The organism is Dactylosporangium sp. NPDC049140 (genome assembly GCF_040648435.1).
On the sequence record NZ_JBEZDS010000044.1, the window covers coordinates 85,918 to 104,258 of the forward strand.

The 18,341-nt window shown below is 73.2% G+C and carries 15 protein-coding genes; 13 read left to right on the forward strand and 2 right to left on the reverse strand.

What is annotated here, in order from left to right:
- Nucleotides 1-4: 4 nt before the first annotated feature.
- From AB0B76_RS44930 to AB0B76_RS44955, 6 genes are all read left to right on the forward strand, one after another.
- A complete protein-coding gene (locus tag AB0B76_RS44930; protein ID WP_360387871.1) occupies nt 5-910 on the forward strand; it encodes a carbohydrate ABC transporter permease in 906 nt (301 codons plus the stop codon).
- Nucleotides 907-2,310 carry a GH1 family beta-glucosidase gene (locus AB0B76_RS44935; protein ID WP_360387825.1) on the forward strand — a complete coding sequence of 468 codons (1,404 nt, stop codon included), beginning with the start codon at nt 907-909 and terminating at the stop codon, nt 2,308-2,310. The genes AB0B76_RS44930 and AB0B76_RS44935 overlap by 4 nt, the downstream gene beginning before the upstream one ends.
- A 1-nt stretch (nt 2,311) precedes the next feature.
- Complete coding sequence (locus AB0B76_RS44940) at nt 2,312-3,349, forward strand: LacI family DNA-binding transcriptional regulator (RefSeq protein WP_360387829.1); 1,038 nt, start codon at nt 2,312-2,314, stop codon at nt 3,347-3,349.
- Between the two features lie 22 nt (nt 3,350-3,371).
- On the forward strand, nt 3,372-5,801 hold the full coding sequence (locus AB0B76_RS44945; protein WP_360387832.1) for a glycosyl transferase: 2,430 nt from the start codon (nt 3,372-3,374) through the stop codon (nt 5,799-5,801).
- A gap of 61 nt (nt 5,802-5,862) precedes the next feature.
- On the forward strand, nt 5,863-6,930 hold the full coding sequence (locus tag AB0B76_RS44950) for a LacI family DNA-binding transcriptional regulator (protein WP_360387874.1): 1,068 nt from the start codon (nt 5,863-5,865) through the stop codon (nt 6,928-6,930).
- Nucleotides 6,931-6,987: 57 nt separating this feature from the next.
- Nucleotides 6,988-7,470 carry a hypothetical protein gene (locus AB0B76_RS44955; RefSeq protein WP_360387835.1) on the forward strand — a complete coding sequence of 161 codons (483 nt, stop codon included), beginning with the start codon at nt 6,988-6,990 and terminating at the stop codon, nt 7,468-7,470.
- Nucleotides 7,471-7,663: 193 nt separating this feature from the next.
- Here AB0B76_RS44955 and AB0B76_RS44960 read toward each other — a convergent pair whose 3' ends face one another.
- Nucleotides 7,664-8,875 carry an acyl-CoA dehydrogenase family protein gene (locus AB0B76_RS44960; protein WP_360387838.1) on the reverse strand — a complete coding sequence of 404 codons (1,212 nt, stop codon included), beginning with the start codon at nt 8,873-8,875 and terminating at the stop codon, nt 7,664-7,666.
- A complete protein-coding gene (locus tag AB0B76_RS44965) occupies nt 8,875-9,897 on the reverse strand; it encodes a phosphotransferase family protein (protein ID WP_360387841.1) in 1,023 nt (340 codons plus the stop codon). Before AB0B76_RS44965 ends, AB0B76_RS44960 begins: the two co-directional genes overlap by 1 nt.
- A gap of 210 nt (nt 9,898-10,107) precedes the next feature.
- Here AB0B76_RS44965 and AB0B76_RS44970 point away from each other — a divergent pair, with 210 nt between their 5' ends.
- The 7 genes from AB0B76_RS44970 (at nt 10,108) to AB0B76_RS45000 (ending at nt 18,231) form a co-directional block, all read left to right on the forward strand.
- Nucleotides 10,108-10,866, forward strand: coding sequence for an amino acid-binding protein (locus AB0B76_RS44970; RefSeq protein WP_360387843.1), 759 nt, complete (start codon nt 10,108-10,110; stop codon nt 10,864-10,866).
- Nucleotides 10,863-11,387, forward strand: coding sequence for an ACT domain-containing protein (locus AB0B76_RS44975; protein WP_360387845.1), 525 nt, complete (start codon nt 10,863-10,865; stop codon nt 11,385-11,387). The genes AB0B76_RS44970 and AB0B76_RS44975 overlap by 4 nt, the downstream gene beginning before the upstream one ends.
- A gap of 89 nt (nt 11,388-11,476) precedes the next feature.
- Nucleotides 11,477-12,742: a cytochrome ubiquinol oxidase subunit I gene (locus AB0B76_RS44980; RefSeq protein ID WP_360387848.1), complete on the forward strand. Its 1,266-nt coding sequence runs from the start codon at nt 11,477-11,479 to the stop codon at nt 12,740-12,742.
- Between the two features lie 85 nt (nt 12,743-12,827).
- Entirely contained in the window at nt 12,828-13,772 is a 945-nt protein-coding gene (locus AB0B76_RS44985) for a cytochrome d ubiquinol oxidase subunit II (protein ID WP_360387851.1), read from the forward strand.
- Nucleotides 13,773-13,830: 58 nt separating this feature from the next.
- A complete protein-coding gene (gene cydD / locus AB0B76_RS44990; protein ID WP_360387877.1) occupies nt 13,831-15,423 on the forward strand; it encodes a thiol reductant ABC exporter subunit CydD in 1,593 nt (530 codons plus the stop codon).
- Between the two features lie 32 nt (nt 15,424-15,455).
- Nucleotides 15,456-17,474 (forward strand): ATP-binding cassette domain-containing protein, encoded by a 2,019-nt coding sequence (locus AB0B76_RS44995; RefSeq protein WP_360387853.1) that lies wholly within the window; start codon nt 15,456-15,458, stop codon nt 17,472-17,474.
- A gap of 64 nt (nt 17,475-17,538) precedes the next feature.
- Complete coding sequence (locus AB0B76_RS45000; RefSeq protein WP_360387856.1) at nt 17,539-18,231, forward strand: permease prefix domain 1-containing protein; 693 nt, start codon at nt 17,539-17,541, stop codon at nt 18,229-18,231.
- The last annotated feature ends 110 nt before the right edge of the window (nt 18,232-18,341 follow it).

Below are 18,341 nucleotides of genomic sequence, written 5' to 3' on the forward strand. Positions count from 1 at the left end.
CACCATGACCCCCGCCCGGCCCAGCCGGACCACTCCGGCCCCGGCTCCCAAGCGGTCCCGCCGCGTCCGCAGCGCCTCGGCGTCCCTGTGGGAGGCCAGCCCGCTGACGTACCTGGCCCTGATCCTCACGATCGTGCTGTCGATCTTCCCGATCGTGTGGTCGTTCATCGTGGCCTCGCGGGACAACAGCGCGGTGACGGACATCCCGCCGCCGCTCACCCCGGGCCCGAACTTCTTCGACAACGCCCAGCGGGTGCTGGAGAACACCGACGCCAACTTCGTCTACGGCTTGATCAACTCGGCCATCGTGGCCAGCTGCGTCACGCTGTCGGTGGTGTTCTTCTCGACCCTGGCCGGCTTCGCGTTCGCCAAGCTCAAGTTCCGCGGCAAGAACGCGCTGCTGCTCATCATCATCCTGACGATGATGATCCCGACACAGGTCAACATCATTCCGCTGTACCTGCTGATGGTGAAGTTCGACTGGACCAACACGCTGCAGGCGGTAATCGTGCCCTTCCTGGTCAAGGGCTTCGGCGTTTTCATGATCCGGCAGTACGCGGAGTCCGCGATCAGCGACGAGCTGATCGAGGCGGCGCGGATGGACGGGGCCTCGACGTGGCGCACCTACTGGAGCGTCGTGCTCCCGGCGCTGCGCCCGGCCGCGGCCGTCCTCGGCCTGCTGACGTTCATGGAGACGTGGAACGACTTCCTGTGGCCCTACGTGGTGCTCAACGGTGATACGCCGACCGTCCAGGTCTCGCTGAACATTCTGGCCACCGGTTACTACAAGACGGACTACGTGCAAGTCTTTACCGGGACAGCCCTGGCGATCGTGCCGCTGCTCATCGTGTTCATCGCATTTGGCCGCCAGATCATCGGCGGCATCATGGAAGGTTCGGTCAAGGCGTGACCAGTATCGACCCGCTGACGTTCCCACCCGGATTCCTCTGGGGGGCGGCGACCGCGTCGTACCAGATCGAAGGGGCGGCGGCCGAAGACGGCCGCACGCCCTCGATCTGGGACACGTTCAGCCACACCCCCGGGCGGACGAAGGGCGGCGACACCGGCGACGTGGCGTGCGACCACTATCACCGCTACCGCGAGGACGTCGCGCTGATGGCCGACCTGGGGCTTGGCTCCTATCGGTTCTCCATCGCGTGGCCCCGCGTGCAGCCGGGCGGCCGCGGGTCGATCAACCAGAAGGGCCTCGACTTCTACCGGCGGCTCGTGGACGAGCTGCTGGAGCACGGGATCACCCCCTGGGTCACCCTGTACCACTGGGACCTCCCGCAGGAGCTCGAGGACGCCGGCGGCTGGCCGGCGCGCGACACCGCCGCCCGGTTCGCCGAGTACGCCGCGCTGATGCACGGCGCGCTCGGCGACCGGGTCCGGAACTGGACCACGCTCAACGAGCCCTGGTGCTCGGCGTTCCTGGGCTACGCCTCCGGCGTGCACGCCCCGGGCCGCAAGCACGCCCCCGACGCGCTGGCCGCGACGCACCACCTGCTGCTCGGCCACGGCCAGGCGGTCCAGGCGATCCGCGCCAACGACCCGCAGGCTCAGCTCGGCATCACGCTGAACCTCTACGCGATCTCGCCGGCCGACCCGGAGTCCCCGGCCGACCACGACGCCGTGCGGCGCATCGACGGCCTGGCCAACCGCATTTTCCTGGATCCGGTACTGCGGGGGACCTACCCGGAGGACGTGCGGCAGGACCTGGCCGGGGTCAGCGACTTCGGCTTCGTCCGGGACGGCGACCTGGAGGTCATCTCCGCGCCGCTGGACCTGCTCGGCATCAACTACTACAGCCGGCACGTGGTCGGCGCGCCCGACCCGGACGTGCCCGCGGAGCCCTACTGGCGGGCCTCCACGTCCTGGCCCGGCAGCGAGCACGTGCGCTTCCACAAGCGGCCCGGCGTGCCCGTGACCGACATGGACTGGGAGGTCGACGCGCCCGGGCTCACCGAGACCCTGGTGCGGGTCGCCCAGGAGTACCCCGCCGTCCCGCTGTACATCACCGAGAACGGGGCGGCGTACGTCGACACCCGCAACGACGCCGGGGACATCGACGACACCGAGCGCGCCGCCTACTTCGACGCGCACTTCCGCGCCGGCCTGGCCGCGATCGAGCAGGGTGCCCCGCTCAAGGGGTACTTCGCCTGGTCGCTGCTGGACAACTTCGAGTGGTCGTGGGGCTACACCAAGCGCTTCGGCCTGGTGGGCGTCGACTACGAGACCCAGGCGCGCACCCTGAAGACCAGCGGGCACCGGTACCGCGAGGTCATCAAGCGCAACGGCCTGGCCGAGTAGCGTGCACCGCCCGACACTTGACGAGGTCGCTGCCCTGGCCGGTGTCGGGCGCGGCACCGTTTCCCGCGTCATCAACGGCTCGCCCCAGGTGAGCCCGGAGGCGCGCGCGGCGGTGCAGAAGGCGATCGACGCGCTCGGGTACGTGCCCAACCGGGCCGCCCGGGCGCTCGTGACCCGCCGCACCGACTCCGTGGCGCTTGTCGTCTCGGAGTCCGAGGAGCGGGTCTTCGGTGAGCCGTTCTTCGCCGGAATAGTCCGCGGCGTCAGCTCGCACCTGGCCGACACCCAGATGCAGCTGTGGCTCGCGATGGCGCAGTCGGTCGCCGAGCGCGTGCTGGTCGAGCGTCACCTCAACGACCAGCACGTCGACGGCGTCCTGCTGCTGTCGCTGCACGACGACGACCCGCTGCCCGGCCTGCTGGCCGGGCGTGGGCTGCCGACCGTCCTGGGCGGGCGCACCGCGCACATGCTCGAGACGGGCACCATCGACGGCCAGGCCAACGGGCACACCGTCTCGTTCGTCGACAACGACAACGAGGGCGGGGCCCGGCTGGCCGTCGAGCACCTGCTCCACCTGGGCCGCCGCTGCGTCGCCGCGATCGCCGGCCCGCAGGACATGGGGGTCGGCAAGGCCCGGCTGCGTGGCTACCGCGAGGCGCTGCGCGGCGCGTCCCACCCGTTCGACGACCGTCTCGTCGCTTACGGCGACTTCAGCGAGGCGAGCGGCGCCGAAGCGATGAACCGCCTGCTGCATCTCAACCCGGGGCTCGACGCCGTCTTCGCCGCCTCCGACCTGATGGCCGCCGGGGCCATCCGAGCCCTGCGCGAGCAGGGCCGGGCCGTTCCGGCGGACGTCGCCGTGGTCGGCTTCGAGGACTCCGCCGTGGCCCGGCAGACCCTGCCGCCGCTCACCACCGTGCACCAGTCGGTGGAGGGCATGGGTCGCGAGATGGCCAGGCTCCTGCTGGCCCGCATCGCCGGCGGGCCGGCGCACTCGACTGTGCTGGACACGCACCTCGTGGTGCGCGAGTCGGCCTAGACCACCCCGCAGGAGGCAAAACGTGCGCTTCGGCCACTTCGACGACGACCGTCGCGAGTACGTGATCGACCGGCCGGACACCCCGCTGCCCTGGATCAACTACCTGGGCACCGAGGCGTACTTCGGCATCATCTCCAACACTGCCGGCGGCTACTCGTTCTACCGTGACGCGCGGCTGCGCCGCCTCACCCGCTACCGGTACAACAACGCCCCCTTCGACTTCGGCGGCCGCTACCTCTACCTGCGCGACGCGGCGAACGGCGACTTCTGGTCGCCGACGTGGCAGCCGACGCAGACGGAGCTGGACGAGTACGAGTGCCGGCACGGGATGTCCTACACCCGGATCTCGTCCGCTTATCGCGGCATCAAGGCCCAGGTGTCGTACTTCGTGCCGCTCGGCGAGACGCTGGAGGTCTGGCGGGCGCGGCTGACCAACGACCGCGACGTCCCCGCCGAGCTCTCGCTGTTCTCCTCGGTCGAGTTCTGCCTCTGGGACGCCCAGGACGACGCGACGAACTTCCAGCGCAACTTCAACACCGGCCAGGTCGAGGTCGTCGACGGGGTCATCTACCACAAGACCGAGTACCGCGAGCGCCGCGACCACTTCGCGTACTTCGCCTGCTCCGAGCCGCTGGCCGGCTTCGACACCGCCCGCGAGGCGTTCCTCGGCCCGTACCGCTCCTGGGACCGCCCGATCGCCGTCGAGCGGGGCAGCTCCTCGGACTCCGTCGCGCACGGCTGGCAGCCGCACGGCTCGCACCACGTGCGCGTCACGCTGGAGCCGGGGGAGACCCGCGAGATCGGCTTCGTGCTCGGCTACTGGGAGAACCCGAAGGACGCCAAGTTCGACCCACCCGGCTCGCAGACCATCAACAAGCACATGGTCCGCCCGGTGATCGAGCGCTGGCTGCGGCAGGAGACGGTCGACGCCGGCTTCGCCGCGCTGCGCGAGAACTGGGACCGGCTGCTCGGCGGCCTGCAGGTGGAGACCCCGGACGGGGACACGAACCGGATGGTCAACATCTGGAACGCGTACCAGAACATGGTCACCTTCAACATGAGCCGCTCGACCTCGTTCTACGAGTCCGGGATCGGCCGCGGCATGGGCTTCCGCGACTCCAACCAGGACCTGCTCGGCTTCGTGCACATGATCCCGGAGCGGGCCCGCGAGCGGATCCTCGACATCGCCGCGACCCAGCTGGCCAGCGGCGGGGCGTACCACCAGTACCAGCCGCTGACCAAGCGCGGGAACAACGACATCGGCTCGGGCTTCAACGACGACCCGCTGTGGCTCATCCTCGGCGTCGCGGCCTACATCAAGGAGTCCGGCGACCTGTCGATCCTCGACGCGCCGGTGCCGTTCGACAACGAGCCGGGGAGCGAGGCCCCGCTCTACGACCACCTGCAGCGCTCCCTGCGGTACACCCTGGAGCGCCTGGGCCCGCACGGCCTGCCGCTGATCGGGCGGGCCGACTGGAACGACTGCCTCAACCTCAACTGCTTCTCCGACACTCCGGGCGAGCCGTTCCAGACCACCGAGAACGCCACCGGCGGGGTGGCCGAGTCGGTGTTCATCGCCGGGCAGTTCGTGCTGGCGGCCAAGGAGCTCGCCGGGATCGCCTTGTGCGTGGGCAAGCCGGCCCAGGAGTACCTCGACGCGGCCGAGAAGATGGCCGGCACGATCGCCGAGCACGGCTGGGACGGGGCCTGGTTCCGCCGGGCGTACGACTTCCACGGCAACGTCATCGGCTCGGCCTCCAACGACGAGGGGCAGATCTTCATCGAGCCGCAGGGCATGTGCATCATGGGCGGCGTCGGCGTCGAGGACGGCACCGCCGTCACGGCCCTGGCCAGCGTGCGGGAGCGGCTGGCCACCCCGCACGGCGTGGTCCTGCAGCAGCCGGCGTACAGCTCCTACCGGCTGGAGCTCGGCGAGATCTCGTCCTACCCGCCCGGGTACAAGGAGAACGCCGGCATCTTCTGCCACACCAACCCGTGGATCATGATCGCCGAGGCGATCGTGGGCAACGGCGACGCGGCGTTCGACTACTACAAGCGCATCCTGCCCTCGGCCCGGGAGGCGATCAGCGAGGTGCACCGGTGCGAGCCGTACGTGTACGCGCAGATGATCGCCGGCCGCGACGCGCCGACCCACGGCGAGGCGAAGAACTCCTGGCTGACCGGCACGGCGGCGTACAACTACGCGGCCATCACGCAGTGGATTCTCGGCATCCGACCCGAGCTGACCGGTCTGCGGGTGGCGCCGGTGATTCCGGGGGAATGGCCCGGGTTCACCGCGGTCCGCCGGTTCCGCGGGGCGACGTACAACATCACCGTGCGGCGCGGCGACGCCCGCGCGCTGACCGTCGACGGGGCGTCGTTCGACCCCGACGGCGTCCTCCCGCTGGCCCCCGAAGGCTCGGTCGTTGAGGTGAACTTGACGGTTTCCTGAAAAAGATCGTCGGGCCGCCGGGTAGCCCGGTGACGGGATGTGCGCACAATGAGGCGTGAACATCCCGTCCCCGGGTCGCCCGCGCTCCGCCGGCCGGCCCACGCTCGATGAGGTCGCCTCGCGCGCCGGTGTCGGCCGCGGCACCGTCTCGCGTGTGGTCAACGGCTCGCCCCAGGTGAGCCCCGAGGCCCGCGCCGCGGTGCAGAAGGCGATCGACGAGCTGGGGTACGTGCCCAACCGAGCCGCCCGCGCGCTCGTCACCCAGCGCACCGACTCTGTCGCGCTCGTCGTGTCGGAGTCGGAGGAGCGCGTCTTCGGCGAGCCCTTCTTCGCCGGCATCGTCCGCGGCATCAGCTCGGCCCTGGCCGACACCCAGCTGCAGCTCTGGCTGGCGATGGCCCAGTCCCCGGCCGAGCGGGAGCGCGTCGAGCACCACCTGACCAACCAGCACGTCGACGGCGTGATGCTGCTCTCCCTGCACGACGCCGACCCGCTGCCGCTGCTGCTGGAGCGCCGGGGCCTGCCGGTCGTGCTCGGCGGCCGGCCGGCCCAGATGCTCGCCGACGACGAGCAGCTCAACTTCACGGCCCAGCTGTCGCAGCTCTCCTACGTGGACGCCGACAACGAGGGCGGCGCCCGCATCGCCGTCGGCCACCTGCTCGACCGCCAGCGCAGGCGCGTCGCCGCGATCGCCGGCCCGCAGGACATGGCCGTGGGCGTGTCCCGGCTGACCGGCTACCGCGAGGCCCTGGAGCGAGCGGGCATTCCGGTGGAGGAGAAGCTCATCGCGTACGGCGACTTCTCCGAGGCCAGCGGCGAGCGCGCGGTCCGCGAGCTGCTCGACAGCGACCCGGAGATCGACGCCGTCTTCGCCGCCTCCGACCTCATGGCGGTCGGCGCCCTGCGCGCGCTGCGGACCATCGGCAAGCGCGTCCCCGACGACGTGGCCCTGGTCGGCTTCGACGACGTGGCGATCGCCCGCCAGACCGACCCGCCGCTGACCACCGTGCACCAGCCGGTCGAGGCGATGGGCCGGGAGATGGCGCGGCTGCTCATCGCGCGCATCGGCGGCGCCGCGTCCTCCTCCGTGATGGTCGAGACGCACCTGGTCCGCCGCGCCTCCGCCTGAGCGTTTGCACTTCATCCGTTCCGGGCAGCAGGAACATCGGAGGAGGTGGCGATTTCGATGAGCAGTGAGTGGAAGAAGCGGAAGCGGCGCGCCGAGAGCGTGGCCGAGGAGGCCTGGGACCACCTGGTCTCGGCCCTTGACAACGCCCGCTCGTTCGGCGGCGCCGTGAAGGACCGCGCGTACGACTTCAAGGACCGCGCCGGCGACCTGGCCGGGGAGGCGTCGGACCGGTACAGCACGGCGTCGGATCGTGTGAACTCGGTCTCGAGCGAGGCGTGGAAGCGGGCCAACCTGGCCCTCGACGCGCTGTCCGGCCGCCGTTCGCGCACCCCGTGGGGCTGGATCGCGGTGGCGGCGCTGGGCGGCGTGGCGCTGGGCTGGGCGGTGGCGGCCTCGGCGCCGAAGGTGATCCAGGCCGCGAGCGACCGGCTCTACCTGGACGACCCCGACGAGCTTTCGAGCACGGCGGACGCCCCGGCCCCCTACGAGCCGGTCGTTCCGGTCGTGCCGGGCCGGCCGGTGGTACCCCCGACGCCCTGACCCCGCAGACATCCCCCAGGAGAAGTCAAGGGCCGGCGCCGTGCGGGGCGCCGGCCCTTCCTCGTGGAGTTGGTGCGGTCCGTGGCGGCCGCAAGCACAACACTCCCGGCCCCTTCGCCCCGGACCGCGACCCACGTGTGGGAGGGGGTTCGGGTGGAGCGGAGCTCCCCCAAGAAGAGCAAAGCGGGGAAACTCAGCTGTACTTGCGCAGCTCGCGCCGGGCCAGCGACGCGCGGTGGACCTCGTCGGGGCCGTCGGCGAGGCGCAGCGTGCGGGCGCCCGACCACAGGGCGGCCAGCGGGGTGTCCTGGCTCACGCCCGCGGCGCCGTAGGCCTGGATGGCCTTGTCGATGACCCACTCGGCCATCGACGGCACCGCGATCTTGATCGACTGGATCTCGGTGTGGGCGCCCTTGTTGCCCACGGTGTCCATCAGCCACGCGGTCTTGAGCACCAGCAGGCGGGCCTGCTCGATGCGCACCCGCGACTCCGCGATCCACTCCTGGATCACGCCCTGCTCGGCGAGCGGGCGGCCGAAGGCGACCCGCTGGCTGACCCGGCCGCAGAGCAGCTCCAGGGCCCGCTCGGCCATGCCGATGAGCCGCATGCAGTGGTGGATGCGGCCCGGGCCGAGGCGGGCCTGGGCGATCGCGAAGCCCTGGCCCTCGCCGGCGATGAGGGCGTCGGCCGGGACGCGCACGTTGTCGAAGACGACCTCGGCGTGCCCGCCGTGGGCGGCGTCGGTGTACCCGAAGACGTGCATGCCGCGCTTGACGGTGATGCCGGGGGCGTCCCGCGGTACACACACCATGCTCTGCTGGCGGTGCCGCTCGGCCTCCGGGTCGGTCTTGCCCATGACGATGAAGAGGCGGCAGTTCGGGTTCATCGCGCCCGACGACCACCACTTGCGGCCGTTGATCACGTAGCCGTCGCCGTCGCGCTCGATCCGCGTGGCGATGTTGGTGGCGTCCGAGGAGGCGACGTCGGGCTCGGTCATGCAGAAGGCGGAGCGGATCTGGCCGTCCAGCAGCGGCTTGAGCCAGCGGTCGCGCTGCTCGGGCGAGCCGAACTGGGCGAGCACCTCCATGTTGCCGGTGTCGGGGGCGGCGCAGTTGACGGCCTCCGGGGCCAGGTTGGGGCTGCGGCCGGTGATCTCGGCCAGCGGCGCGTACTGCAGGTTGGTCAGCCCCGCCCCGTGCTCGGCGTCGGGCAGGAACAGGTTCCACAGGTCGCGCTCGCGGGCGGACCGCTTGAGGTCCTCGATGACGGGCGGGCGGGCCCACGGGTCGGCGGCCTCGGCCATCTGCTGCTCCAGGACGGGCTCCGCGGGGTACACCTCCTCGTCCATGAAGTCCGTGAGCTTCTCGTGCAGCTCGGCCGTGCGTTGGTCGAATCCGAAGTCCATCAGCTCTCTCCGTTGATCGCTGCGATGCCCTCTTCGAGCAGGGGCGGAACCAGATCGCCGATCTCGTCGAAGCCGGCCCCGACGGTCTGGCCGTGCGTGTACCGGTAGTGGATTCCCTCGAGCACGACGGCCAGCTTGTAGCAGGCCAGGCCGACGTACCAGTGCAGGTCGTCGCTGAGCGGGGCGCGGGCCGCGTAGCGTTCGAGCAGCTCGTCGCCGCTGGGGAACCCGGCCGCGGCGCCGAGGCCGTCAGCGATCGGGTTCCGGCCGGTCTTGATGCGGTCCAGCACGTTCCAGTACGCCAGCAGCAGCCCCAGGTCCGTCTGCGGGTCGCCGATCGTCGCCATCTCCCAGTCCAGGACCGCGGCGACGTGCAGGGTGTCCGGGTCGACGATGAGGTTGTCGAGCCGGTAGTCGCCGTGCACGATGGCGGGCCGCGGGCTGGCGGGGATGGTGGCGGCGAGCCGCTCGCGCAGGGTGTCGGCCGCGGGCAGGTCGCGGCTGCGGGAGTGCTCCAGCTGCTTGCTCCAGCGGCGGACCTGGCGCTCCAGGAAGCCCTCGGGCCGCCCGAACTCTGCCAGCCCGACCTCGGCCGGGTCGACGAGGTGCAGCTCGGCCAGGGTGTCCATCATCGCGAAGGCGACCTTGCGGCGGTTGTCGAGGCCGAGCGGGTCGGTCTGCTCGCGGTGGCGCAGCACGGCCCCGGGCACCCGGGCCATGAGGTAGAACGGCGCGCCGAGCACCGAGTCGTCCTCGCACAGCAGCAGGGCCTCGGGCACGGGCACCGCGGTGGGGCCGAGCGCGGAGATGACCCGGAACTCGCGGGCCATGTCGTGCGCGGTGGCCAGCACGTGGCCCAGCGGCGGGCGGCGCAGGACGAAGACCTCGTTGAGGACGTAGGTCAGGTTGGACCGGCCGCCGGCCACGAGCTCGGCGGTGAGCGGCGCGCCGACCAGGCCGGGGGCCTTCGACTCCAGGTAGGTCCGCAGGCGGGGCAGGTCGAGACCGGGCGGGGTGGTCATCCGATCAGTCCATGGTTGAGACACGTTCTCTGTCAAGCCGCCTGGTCCGATTTGTCGGTCTCGGCGCCCTCTGAAACGTTCCGGCGCCGACACCGCGGCGAAACGGCGCGGAAACTCGATCTCGGCAACCTGTTGGCAGTACCGGAGAGCAAGGCGTACACCAACGGCGGCGTGCACCTCAAGCCAAGGACGAACGGGAGGTCGACTCACATGCTGCTCAGGCTGCGGGTTGCGCTGCCCGACCGTCCCGGCTCACTCGGGCAGGTTGCCCGGACGCTGGGTGTGGTCGGCGCGGACATCGTTTCGGTAGTTGTACTGGAACGCGTCAGCGGTCGTGCGGTGGACGACTTCACCGTGGTATGGCCGGCTTCGGCCCCGGTCGATCGCGTACTCACCGGCCTCGCGGCGATCCCAGGCGTTCGCGTGGACGGTGTGTGGCGCGGCACCGAGTTGTCGGAGCCGAGCAGCGGCCGCGAGGTCGCGCTGATCGGACAGGTGGCGGCGAACCCGGATCACGGCCTCGCGACGGTCGTGGACGCGACGCCCGCACTGTTCGGCGCGGACTGGGCGGTGGCGATCCTGGTCGGATCGGACTGGGCGGGCGGCGGCGCGCGCACTCAGGCCTGGTCCGGCTCAACGGTGGTCAGCGCGAGCTGGCGAGCTCCGGATGTCCCCCCACAGGTGGACATCGCACCACTCCGGCCCCGTGCGTTGAGTGCAGCTGACGGCGTTCATCTCGCTGTCGCGCCTTTCCAGCGCGGTGGTCTGGTCCTTGTTGTCGGCCGCGGCGGGGCGGACGGCGACGCGGGAGCACCACCCTTCCACGGTTCCGAGGTGGAACGGCTGGCGCAGCTGGTCGGTGCAACCGCATCTGTGCTGGGGGAAAAGCTGGCGGGGCCCGGTTTGGCGGAACCGGGTGAGGCGGGGCGCTCCGTTACCGGGGCCCCCGCTCCCGCCGGCACAAGATGACACTCTGGCGAATCCGGGCGACGGTGGACGACCGCCCGGGTTTCCTCTCCGTGCTCACCGCGAGCCTGGCCCTGCGCAAGGTCAACATCCTCTCCGTGCAGGTCCACACCACCGAGACCGGCGCCGTGGACGACTTCCTGGTCGAGGCGCCCGACGAGCTCACCCGGGCCGACCTGGCCGACGCGGTGCAGCGCGGCCGCGGGCGGGACCCGTGGATCGCCCCGGCCGACGTGCGCGGGCTGATCGACGAACCGACGCGGGTCCTCGCGCTGGCCACCAAGGTCCTCGACGGCCGGGCCGGGCTGGAGGAGGCCCTGGCCGCGCTGCTGGGCGACTGCGACATCTCCTGGCGGTCCTCCGGTTCCGGCGGCTTCACGGCCACCGGGATGCAGCTGAGCGACCCGGCCGGCGGCACGCTCTACATCCGCCGCGCCGAGCCGGTGTTCACGCCCGCCGAGTACGCCCGGGCCCAGGCCCTGGTCGAGCTGGTCGGCGTCGCGACCCGGCACGCGGCGGCCTGAGCGGAGGCTGAGAAAGGGCCACTCCTACCGGCGCGCGTCTACGTGTAGTCTGCCGACATGTTGCATGGGTACATGTCGGGGGACGACGCATGAGCGCGCTCGAGTACGCCAGAACCCAGTTCGGGCTCACGGCCTCGCTGCACTTCACGTTCGTCATGGTCACGCTCGGGCTCGTGGTGCTCGTCGCCGTCATGCAGACGCGTTACACGATCACGGGCCAGGAGGTGTACGGCCGGATGGCCCGCTTCTGGGGCCAGCTGTACGCGATCAACTACGCGGTCGGCATCGCCACCGGGCTCGTCATGGAGTTCGAGATCGGGCTCAACTGGAGCGGGCTGTCCCGGCTGACCGGCGACGTGTTCGGCGCGCCGCTCGCCCTGGAGACGCTCATCGCCTTCGTGCTCGAGTCGACGCTGCTCGGCATGTGGATCTTCGGCTGGGGGCGGCTCGGCAAGCGGCTGCACCTCGCGCTGATCTGGGGTACCGCCGCAACCGCCCTGCTCTCGGCGTTCTGGGTGCTGGTGAGCAACGCGTTCCTGCAGCATCCGGTCGGGTACGCGCTGGACGAGCACGGCACCGCCCGCCTGACCGACTTCGGGGCCCTGCTCACCAACAGCGCCCTGTGGTTCGCCCTCGCGCACGCGGTCGCCGCGACAATGGTCGCCGGCGGCGTGCTGGTGGCCGGCGTCTCGGCGTGGCGGCTGCGCCGCGCGAAGACCGACGACTTCGAGCTGTTCCGCCGCTCGCTGCGCCTGGGCATCCGGGTCGGGCTTATCGGGACCTTCTTCACCATCGGCTTCGGGTACGCCCAGTTCGGCTGGATCGGCGACAACCAGCCGATGAAGATGGCCGGCGGCCACACCGCGCTCGAGCGCCAGGCCGAGATGGTGCAGCGCTTCGGGCCTGGCAGCTACATCGTCAGCGACAACGTCGGCGCCGCCCTCGGCATGATGATCCAGATCGCCAACCTGCTGTTCCTGTTGCTGCTCATCGCCCAGGTGCTGACGTTCCGCGACGTGCTCATCCGCCGCCGCTGGGCCCGGCCGATGTCCTGGCTGCTCACCGCGCTCATCCCGGTGCCGATGCTCACCGCGCTCCTGGGCTGGTTCGTGCGGGAGGAGGGGCGGCAGCCCTGGGCCGTGTACGGCCTGCTGCGCACCGCCGACGCCGTGTCGCCGATGGGCGCGGGCGCGCTGCGCTGGTCGACGTTCGGCTTCACCGCGCTCGTGGTCGCGCTGGTCCTCGTCGACTGGTGGCTGATGGCCCGGGCCGCGGCGAGCAGACCCGACGACGCGTTCGGATTCGAGCCCGAGCCCGAGCCCGTCGCGGCCGAGCGGCTGGGGGCGGCCGCATGAGCGGCACGGAGCGAAGCGGAGTGGCCGCTCATCATGAAGCTCGGCTCTCGTCATGCCGTTGCCGGAGCGAAGCGGAGGTGACGGCATGAGCACGCTCTGGTACTGCATCCTCGGCGCGCTGTTCGCCGCGTACTTCGTCCTCGGCGGGCTCGACCAGGGCGTCGCGATGCTGCTGCCCACCATGCGCGGCGACGGCGAGCGCCGCGCCGCCCTCAACGCGATCGGCCCGATGTTCCTCGGCAACGAGGTCTGGGCGGTCGGCGCCGCCGGGGTGCTCATCGCCGCGTTCCCGCGGCTGGAGGGCGAGCTGTTCACCGCCGCCTACCCGGCCGTGGTCGCGGCCGTGCTCGGCCTGCTCGCGCTCAACGCCGGCGTCCAGCTGCGCAGCCGGGGCCGGCGCCGGGGCGGCTTCGACGCGCTCATCGCCGCGGCCGGGCTGACCCTCGCCGCCGCCTGGGGGCTGCTGTTCGGCGTGCTGCTGCACGGCGTGCCGATCACCGCCGACGGCCACGTGCACGGCCTCGCGCCCTTCGCCGACCCGGTGGTCTGGCTGACGGCCGCGGCAAACGTGCTGCTGGTGCTGGCGCACGGGGGCGCCTACCTGCACTGGAAGCTCGGCGCCCGGCGCCCGCGCGGCCTCGTCGCCGGCGCGGTCGCGGCCCTGGCCCTCGCCGGCTGGTGGATCGAGGCCCCCGCCGGCGTCCGTAACCCGGTCGCCGGCACCGTCCTCGCGATCGCCTGCGTCGCGGCGGTGATCGGGGCCGGCCGGCTGCGGCGCCCGGGCGCGGTGTTCGCGGCCACCGCTGTGGCGTGCGCCCTACCCGTCGTCGCGGCCGCGTCGGCGCTGTTCCCGGCCGTGCTAGCGTCCACGCTGGACCCGGGCGCGACGGTGACCGTCGACGGCGCGGCCGCCGGCGCTGACACGCTGCGGCTGCTCGCACTCGGCGCGGCCCCGCTGCTCCCGGTGCTCGTCGCCGTCCAGGCCGCCTGCTGGTGGCTGTTCCGGCGCCGGACGGCTCGGTACTGGTAGGGCGGCGCGACTCGTGGACAGAAGACTCCTGCGGCTGGGCCCGGTCCGGCGCTACGCGATGGTGCTGGCGGGCTCGGCGCTGCTGGCCGCGGTGCTCGTGGTCGCGCAGGCGGTCAGCCTCGCGACCCTGCTCGCCGCGGCCGCCGACGGGCGGCTGGACCGCACCGCGCTCGTCGTGGGGGCCGCGACGGTACTCCTGCGTGGTCTGCACGCCGCGGCGCTGACCGCGATCGCCGGGCGGGCCGCGGCCGACGTCAAGGCCCACCTGCGCGAGCGGCTGCTGGACGCGGCCGCCCGGCGCGGGCCCGGCTGGCTCGCCGGTCAGCGCGCGGGGGAGCTGGCGACCCTGGCCGGCCGCGGGGTCGACGGCCTCGACGGGTACCTCACCGGCTATCTGCCGCAGGTCTTCCTGGCTGCGTTCGTGCCGCTGGCCACCCTGGGCTGGCTGGCGCTCACCGACTTCACCTCGGCGGTCGTGGTCGCCCTCACCCTGCCGCTCATCCCGGTCTTCGGCATCCTCGTGGGCAAGTCCACCGGGGCCCGCACCCAGCGCCAGTGGCAGCAGCTCAGCCGGCTCGGCGGGCACTTCCTCGACACCGTGCGGGGCCTGGCGACGCTGCGCGCGTTCGGGCGCGAGGCGGCGTACGTCGCGCGGGTGCGGGAGAACGCGGAAGGGTACCGCCGCGCCACGATGCGCACGCTGCGCCTGGCGTTCCTGTCGGCGCTGGTGCTGGAGCTCGTCGCGACCGTCTCGGTCGCCCTGGTCGCCGTGCCCGTCGGCCTGCGCCTGCTCGACGGGCGCCTCACGCTCGGCGCCGCGCTCGCGGTGCTGCTGCTCGCGCCCGAGGCCTACCTGCCGCTGCGCGCGCTGGGCACCAGGTTCCACGCCAGCCAGGAGGGGCTGGCGGCGTCGGCGGAGGTTCATGCGGTACTGCAGGACGCTCCACCGGCGAGGACGGAGGCCCGGCTGCCCCCGGCGGACGCCGCCCTGGTCCTGGAGCGGGTGGAGGTGCGCTACGGCGACGTGGTGGCCCTGCGCGACGCGAGCCTGACCGTCGATCCCGGCGACCGCGTCGCCCTCGTCGGCCCCAGCGGCGGCGGCAAGTCCACGCTGCTGTCGCTCGTGCTCGGGTTCACCGCGCCGACCGCGGGCCGCGTGCTCGTCGGCGGCGCCGACCTCGCCACCCTCGACCTGGCCGCCTGGCGGGCCCGGCTCGCCTGGATGCCGCAGCGGCCGCACCTCTTCGCCGGCACCGTCGCCGACAACATCCGCCTGGGCTCGGAACACGCGACGCCGGCCGAGGTGGTCGCGTCCGCGCGCGCCGCCGAGGCGGACGGGTTCGTGCGGGAGCTGCCCGACGGGTACGACACCGACCTGGCCGCGCACGGCCTGTCGAGCGGCCAGCGGCAGCGCCTCGCGATGGCCCGGGCCTGGCTGCGCCGGGACGCGACGCTGTTGCTGTTCGACGAGCCGACGGCGCGCCTGGACGCGGCGAGCGAGGCGGCGGTGGTCGCCTCGGCGGCCCGGCTGGCGGCGGGGCGCACGGCCCTGCTGGTGGCCCACCGGCCGGCGCTGTTGTCGATCGCCACGCGCACGGTGACGGTCGACGGACGGCTCACCGAGGCGCGCCACCCGGTGGTGGCCGCGTGACACAGCTTGGCTCGCGCTGCGGTGGTGGTCCCGTGACGTCGGTTGCGCTGCGTCGCGCCTTCGATGGTCCGCTGGCGGTGGTGCTGCGTCTCGCCTTCGCCGGGCTGCTGGGCGTGCTCACCGAGGCCGCCGGCATCGGGCTCGTGGGCACCGCGACCTGGATGATCGTCCGCGCGGCCGACCGGCCGCCGCTCGCCGCGCTCGCCGTCGCCATCGCCGCGGTGCGCGCGTTCGCCCTGCTCAAGGGCGGGATCCGGTACGCCGAGCGCCTGGCCGGCCACGACGTCGTACTCCGCGTGCTCGCCTCCCTGCGCGCCCGCGCGTTCGCGGCGCTCGCGTCCCGGCCCGCCGCGCCCGCGCGCGGCGACGCGCTCAGCCGCGTGGTGTCCGATGTGGACGCGGTGCAGGACCTGCTGCTGCGGGCCGTCCTGCCGGCCGCGACCGCGGCCCTGGTGGGCGCGGTCGCCGTCGCCGCGTTCCTGGCCGTCTCGCCCCCGGCCGCCCTCGTGCTCACCGCCGCCCTCGTGGTCGCCGGCCTCCTCCTGCCGCTGCTCGGCGCCACCCTCTCCCGCCCGGGCGCGGCCCTCGCGTCCGCGCGCGGCGACGTCACCGAGTCCACTGTGGACATCGCGCACGGCTCCGCGGAGCTGCTCGCGTTCGGCGCCATGCCGGCCGCCCTGGCCACCGCGTCCGCGCGGGGCCGGCGCCTGGCCCGGCTGGAGGCCCGCACCGCGGCGGCCGGGGCCGTGGTTTCCGGAGCGGCGGCCGCGGTACCGGCGGCGAGCGCCCTGGCCATCGCCGCCCTCGTGTCCGGGTCCGCCGCGCCGGTGCTCGCGCTGGTCGCGCTGAGCGTCGGCGAGGTGGTCGTGCCGCTCGCCGCGGCGGCCGCGCGCCAGACCGAGGTGCGCGGCGCCCTGCGCCGGGTGCGCGAGCTCACCGCCGTCGTGTCGCCGTCCGGCGCGGCCGGGCGCCGGGAGTTCACCGGCGCTGCCGTCGCGCCGCGGGACGGGGTGCCCGCGGGCGGGGGCGAGGTGCGGGAGTTCGCTGACGGTGCCGTCGCGCCGCGGGACGGGGCGCCCGCGGGCGGGGGCGAGGTGCGGGAGTTCGCTGACGGTGCCGTCGCGCCGCGGGACGGGGCGCCCGTGAGCGGGATCGACGCGCGGGCGCGTGCCGGCGCTGCCGTGGCGCCGCGGGACGGGGCGTCCGCGGGTGGGAGCGGGGTGCGGGAGTTCGCTGACGGTGCCGTCGCGCCGCGGGACGGGGCGCCCGTGAGCGGGATGGACGCGCGGGCGCGGGCCGGCGGTGCCGTGGCGCCGCCGGCCGGAGCCGCCGGGGGCCGGGCCGGGGTGCGCGGCGTCCTGCGGGAGTTCGCCGCTGGCGTCGCCGAGCCGGTCGTCGTCGAGCGGCGGGCGCATCGCGGGCCGGTTTCGGTGCGGCTGCGGGGCGTGTCGGTGCGCTACCCGAACGGTACGCGCGACGCACTGTCCGATGTGGACCTCGCGCTGCCGGCCGGGCGGCGGGTCGCCGTCGTCGGGCCCAGCGGGGCCGGGAAGTCCACGCTGCTGTCCGCGATCGCGGGCGCGGTGGCGCTGCGCGGTGGGTTCGTCGAAGGCCGGCCGGACGGGGTCGAGCCCTGGCAGGTCGCCGGGGGTGTGTTCGCCGACGCGCATGTGTTCCACGCCACGGTGCGGGAGAACCTGACGCTCGGGCGGCCCGGGTTCGGTGACTCGCATCTGCGGGCCGCGCTCGTCGCGGCCGGGCTGGGGGAGTACGGCGACCGCCTCGACGACGTCGTCGGCGAGGACGGCGGGCGGCTCTCCGGTGGGCAGCGTCAGCGGCTGCTGCTGGCCCGGGCCCTGGTCGACCCGCCGCCGGTACTGCTGCTCGACGAGCCGACCGAGGGCCTCGACCCGGCCGCGGCCGACGCGGTGCTCGCCACGGCGCTGCACGCGGCCGGGGAGCGCACGGTCGTCGTGGTCACGCACCGCCGGGCCGACCTGGCCGCCTTCGACGACGTGGTGACCGTCGCGGAGGGGCGCGTCAGCGCGTGACGATGGTCCCGGCCGGGCCGGGCCTTCTGGCCTTGCGGCGGTGCGCTGTGCGATTCTGGAGCGCGTGGAGAGGGTGCCGCAGCCCGCAGCCGGCCCGATCGACGCCTACGTCGACGGCCTCACCTCCGTCCTGCGCGGCCCGGGGCGCACGCGCGCCGAGATGATCACCGAGGCGCGGCACAGCCTCGAGGACGCCGCGGCGGCGCACTCCGATGCGGGGCTGTCGGAGCTGGAGGCCGAGCGGCGCGCGGTCGCCGAGTTCGGTTCGCTGCGCGCGGTCGCCCCGGCCTACCAGGCCGAGCTCGCCGCCCAGCAGGGGCGCCGCACCGCGACCTGGATCGCGCTGGCCCTCCCGCTGGTGAACGTCCTGGCCCCGCTCATGTGGTGGGACAGCCCCTGGGGCGTCGACGAACACGCCACCCACCTGTACTGGGTGCTCGTCGACCACTTCAAGTACACGTCGTTCGTGGCCGCCGGGGTCGCCGCGCTGGTGGTGCTCGGCTTCTCGTGGGGCAGCCGGTATCTGCGCGACGGGGTGCGGTACACCCGCGTCGTCGGCCTCGCCGCGGTGACCTTCCTCGGTCTGCACGCGCTGCTCGGCGCGGCCGTGTTCGGGCTGAGTCTCTATCAGTGGCCGGCCGCGGCGACCTGGCCGCCGGTGATCTTCGGGATGGCCGTCAACCTCGGCGCGTTCGCCTACGCGGGCCTGCTCTCCGTGCGCTGCGTGCAGTTCGCGGTGCACGCCCGTGCGGCCTAGGGGCTGTGTCGAAGTGGGGTCGGAGCGAGGCGAGGCTCAGGCGTCGGCTGGGGCCGCGCCGGGCGCGCCCCGATACCGGGGTTGTATCGGGGTGTGACCGCTACGGTTCC

Excerpts from the sequence above, each read along its gene's own strand:
- AB0B76_RS44930 (WP_360387871.1), top strand. The coding sequence starts at position 5 with ATGACCCCCGCCCGGCCCAGCCGGACCACTCCGGCCCCGGCTCCCAAG.
- AB0B76_RS44955 (WP_360387835.1), top strand. The coding sequence starts at position 6,988 with ATGAGCAGTGAGTGGAAGAAGCGGAAGCGGCGCGCCGAGAGCGTGGCC.
- AB0B76_RS44960 (WP_360387838.1), bottom strand. The coding sequence starts at position 8,875 with ATGGACTTCGGATTCGACCAACGCACGGCCGAGCTGCACGAGAAGCTC.
- AB0B76_RS44965 (WP_360387841.1), bottom strand. The coding sequence starts at position 9,897 with ATGACCACCCCGCCCGGTCTCGACCTGCCCCGCCTGCGGACCTACCTG.
- AB0B76_RS44970 (WP_360387843.1), top strand. The coding sequence starts at position 10,108 with ATGCTGCTCAGGCTGCGGGTTGCGCTGCCCGACCGTCCCGGCTCACTC.
- AB0B76_RS44975 (WP_360387845.1), top strand. The coding sequence starts at position 10,863 with ATGACACTCTGGCGAATCCGGGCGACGGTGGACGACCGCCCGGGTTTC.
- AB0B76_RS44980 (WP_360387848.1), top strand. The coding sequence starts at position 11,477 with ATGAGCGCGCTCGAGTACGCCAGAACCCAGTTCGGGCTCACGGCCTCG.
- AB0B76_RS44985 (WP_360387851.1), top strand. The coding sequence starts at position 12,828 with ATGAGCACGCTCTGGTACTGCATCCTCGGCGCGCTGTTCGCCGCGTAC.
- cydD (WP_360387877.1), top strand. The coding sequence starts at position 13,831 with ATGGTGCTGGCGGGCTCGGCGCTGCTGGCCGCGGTGCTCGTGGTCGCG.